The sequence below is a fragment of the Streptomyces sp. sk2.1 genome (assembly GCF_008120935.1).
GTDB lineage: Bacteria > Actinomycetota > Actinomycetes > Streptomycetales > Streptomycetaceae > Streptomyces.
The window spans coordinates 1-3,031 of sequence record NZ_RDBO01000048.1 but is presented as its reverse complement, the minus strand read 5'-3'; the positions used below and the strand labels follow the sequence as shown (position 1 = coordinate 3,031).

Annotated in this window: 4 protein-coding genes; all 4 read left to right on the top strand. The window is 72.8% G+C overall.

What is annotated here, in order from left to right; all coding sequences use genetic code 11:
• Positions 1-757, top strand: a 757-nt coding sequence (locus EAO76_RS16400) for an MFS transporter (RefSeq protein WP_148836732.1), incomplete at its 5' end; no start/stop codon positions are given.
• A gap of 68 nt (positions 758-825) precedes the next feature.
• Positions 826-2,445, top strand: coding sequence for an acyl-CoA carboxylase subunit beta (locus tag EAO76_RS16395; RefSeq protein WP_187438656.1), 1,620 nt, complete (start codon positions 826-828; stop codon positions 2,443-2,445).
• Positions 2,442-2,699, top strand: a complete 258-nt coding sequence (locus EAO76_RS16390) for an acyl-CoA carboxylase epsilon subunit (protein WP_148836705.1) — start codon at positions 2,442-2,444, stop codon at positions 2,697-2,699. Before EAO76_RS16395 ends, EAO76_RS16390 begins: the two co-directional genes overlap by 4 nt.
• Before the next feature lie 32 nt (positions 2,700-2,731).
• A partial coding sequence (locus tag EAO76_RS16385; protein WP_316248350.1) for a biotin carboxylase N-terminal domain-containing protein occupies positions 2,732-3,031 on the top strand: 300 nt, incomplete at its 3' end.

Here is a 3,031-nt window from a genome sequence, read left to right as displayed (position 1 = left end):
GCCCCGCACCACCGTCCCGTCGCCCGCCGACACCGACCGGACACCGGCCGGCCGCCGGTTCGACGCACTGCGCGACAACCCGTCCTTCGCGGCCCTGCTGCGCACGACGACCGTCCAGGTCGTCGCCACCGGCTGCCTGCTCGCCGCAGGCCCCTACTTCGCCGAGCACATCCTGCACGACCCCGACCTGACCGCCCTCCTCGTCGCGGCCTTCGTCGTGCCCAACCTGTTCGTCACCCCTCTGTGGGCCCGCTTCGGAGCCCGGCACGGACAGCGCACGGCGCTCGTCGCCGCCTCGACCCTCTTCGGCGGCGGATGCCTGCTGCTGGCCGCGGCCCCCGCCCTGCCCCCGCTCTGGGCCCCCGCCGTCCTCCTCCTCGTCGGCACCGGACACGCGGGCCAACTCCTCTTCCTCTACGCCATGCTGGCCGAGACCACGGCCGCCGACACCGCACGCACCGGCCGCAGCCGGGCCGGCGCCCTGTCCGGGCTCTTCAGCGGCGGCGAGGCGCTCGGCGTCGCCGCCGGACCCTTCCTGTTCGCCCTCGTCCTCCAGCTCTTCGGCTACACCTCGTCGGACACCGGCGAATCCGCCCGGCAGACGACCACGGCCGAATGGGGAGTGCTGGCCGGGATGACCCTGCTGCCCGCCCTCGTCACGGTCGTCGGCCTGCTCCTGCTGCGCGGCTACCGCACCACCGCCCCCGTCCCCGCGCCCCACCGCGCACGGGACGAGGCCGCACAACCCCGGCTTTAGGAACCCGGCCGACGCTCGGTGCCGCGCCACCCACCGAACCAGCGCACCCGTGTCGAAAGGGTCCTGCATTGAGCATCGTCGAGGAAAGGCCGGTGAAGAGCGCGGATCCGGCACCGCGGCCCACGGCCCCCCGCCACGCCTCCCTGCGCGAGCGCACGGCGGAACTCGCCGTACTGCACCGGCAAGCGGAACGAGGCCCCAGCGAGAAGGCCACCGAGGCACAGCACGCGAAGGGCAAGCTGACCGCGCGCGAGCGCCTGGCACTGCTCTTCGACGAGGGAACATTTGTCGAGGTCGAAGGGCTGCGCCGGCACCGGGCCACCGGATTCGGCCTCGAGGACAAAAGACCCCACAGCGACGGAGTGGTGACCGGCTGGGGGCAGGTGCACGGCCGCACCGTCTTCGCCTACGCCCACGACTTCCGCATCTTCGGCGGAGCCCTGGGCGAGGCCCACGCCCAGAAGATCCACAAGGTGATGGACCTGGCCCGGGCCGCCGGGAGCCCCGTCGTCGGACTGTGCGACGGCGCGGGGGCCCGCATCCAGGAGGGCGTCACCGCGCTGGCCGGGTACGGCGGCATCTTCACCCGCAACGTGCGCAACTCCGGCGTCATCCCGCAGATATCCGTGGTCCTCGGCCCCTGCGCGGGCGGCGCCGCGTACTCCCCGGCCCTGACCGACTTCGTGTTCATGGTCCGCGGCACCTCCCAGATGTTCATCACGGGACCGGACGTCGTCCAGGCCGTGACCGGCGAGCACGTCTCGCAGGAGCGGCTCGGCGGGGCCGACAGCCACGCGTCCGTCTCGGGCGTCGCGGGCTTCGCGTACGACGACGAGGAGAGCTGCCTGGAGGACGTCCGCCACCTGCTGTCGCTCCTCCCGTCGAACAACCGCGAACTGCCCCCCGCCGCCGACACCGACGACCCCGCCGACCGCAGGTGCGAGCGGCTGCTCGACCTGGTGCCCGCCCAGCCCCACCAGTCGTACGACATGCGCGACGTCATCGCCGAGATCGTCGACCACGGCGAGTTCTTCGAGGTGCACGCCGACTGGGCGCGCAACGTCGTCTGCGCGTTCACCCGCCTCGGCGGCCGGTCCGTCGGCGTCGTCGCCAACCAGCCGTCCGCGCTGGCCGGCGTCCTCGACATCCACGCCTCCGAGAAGGCCGCCCGCTTCGTCCAGTTCTGCGACGCGTTCAGCATCCCGCTCGTGACCCTGGTCGACGTGCCCGGCTTCCTCCCCGGCGTCGACCAGGAGCACGGCGGGGTCATCCGCCACGGCGCCAAGCTCCTCTACGCGTACTGCAACGCCACCGTGCCGCGCATCTCCCTCGTGCTGCGCAAGGCGTACGGCGGCGCGTACATCGTCATGGACTCCCGGTCGATCGGCACCGACGTCGCCCTCGCCTGGCCCTCCAACGAGATCGCGGTGATGGGCGCGGAAGGCGCCGCGAACGTGATCTTCCGCCGGGAGATAGCGGCCGCGGAGGACCCCGAGGCCGTACGCGCGCAGAAGATCAAGGAGTACGAGACCGAGCTGATGCACCCGTACTACGCGGCGGAGCGCGGCCTGGTGGACGACGTGATCGACCCCGCGGACACCCGGGCCAGGCTCATCGCCGCGCTGTCGATGCTCCGGACCAAGCACGTCCCGCTCCCGGGGCGCAAGCACGGGAACCTGCCGCTGTGACGGCCGGGGACACCGGGAACACCCCGGGGAAGGCGGCCCTCGCCCTGGCCTCCGTACGGATCCCCCGGGGCAATCCGAGCCTCGACGAGGTGGCGGCCCTCGCCACCGTCCTCGCCGCCCGCGCACGGGTGCACGCGCAGGACGCCGGCCACCGCACGGGCCCGTCCGGACCGGACGGCGCCGGGGCGGCGGCGCGCACGCCCTGGGAGCATCCCGTCGGACCGTTCCGGGCGCCGGGAGCGTGGGCCTCGTGACCGCACACCCGCGGCCGGGGTCGCGGTCACGCCTGCGCAAGGTGCTCATCGCCAACCGTGGCGAAATTGCTGTCCGTGTTGCTCGGGCGTGCCGGGATGCCGGGATCGGGAGTGTGGCCGTTTACGCGGACCCGGACCGGGATGCTCTGCATGTGCGGGTGGCCGACGAGGCATTCGCTCTGGGCGGTGACACCCCGGCGGCCAGTTATCTGGACATGGCCAAGGTGCTGCAGGCGGCGAAGGATTCCGGGGCTGATGCGGTCCATCCGGGTTATGGGTTCCTGTCGGAGAACGCGGAGTTCGCGCAGGCGGTCCTGGATGCGGGGCTGACG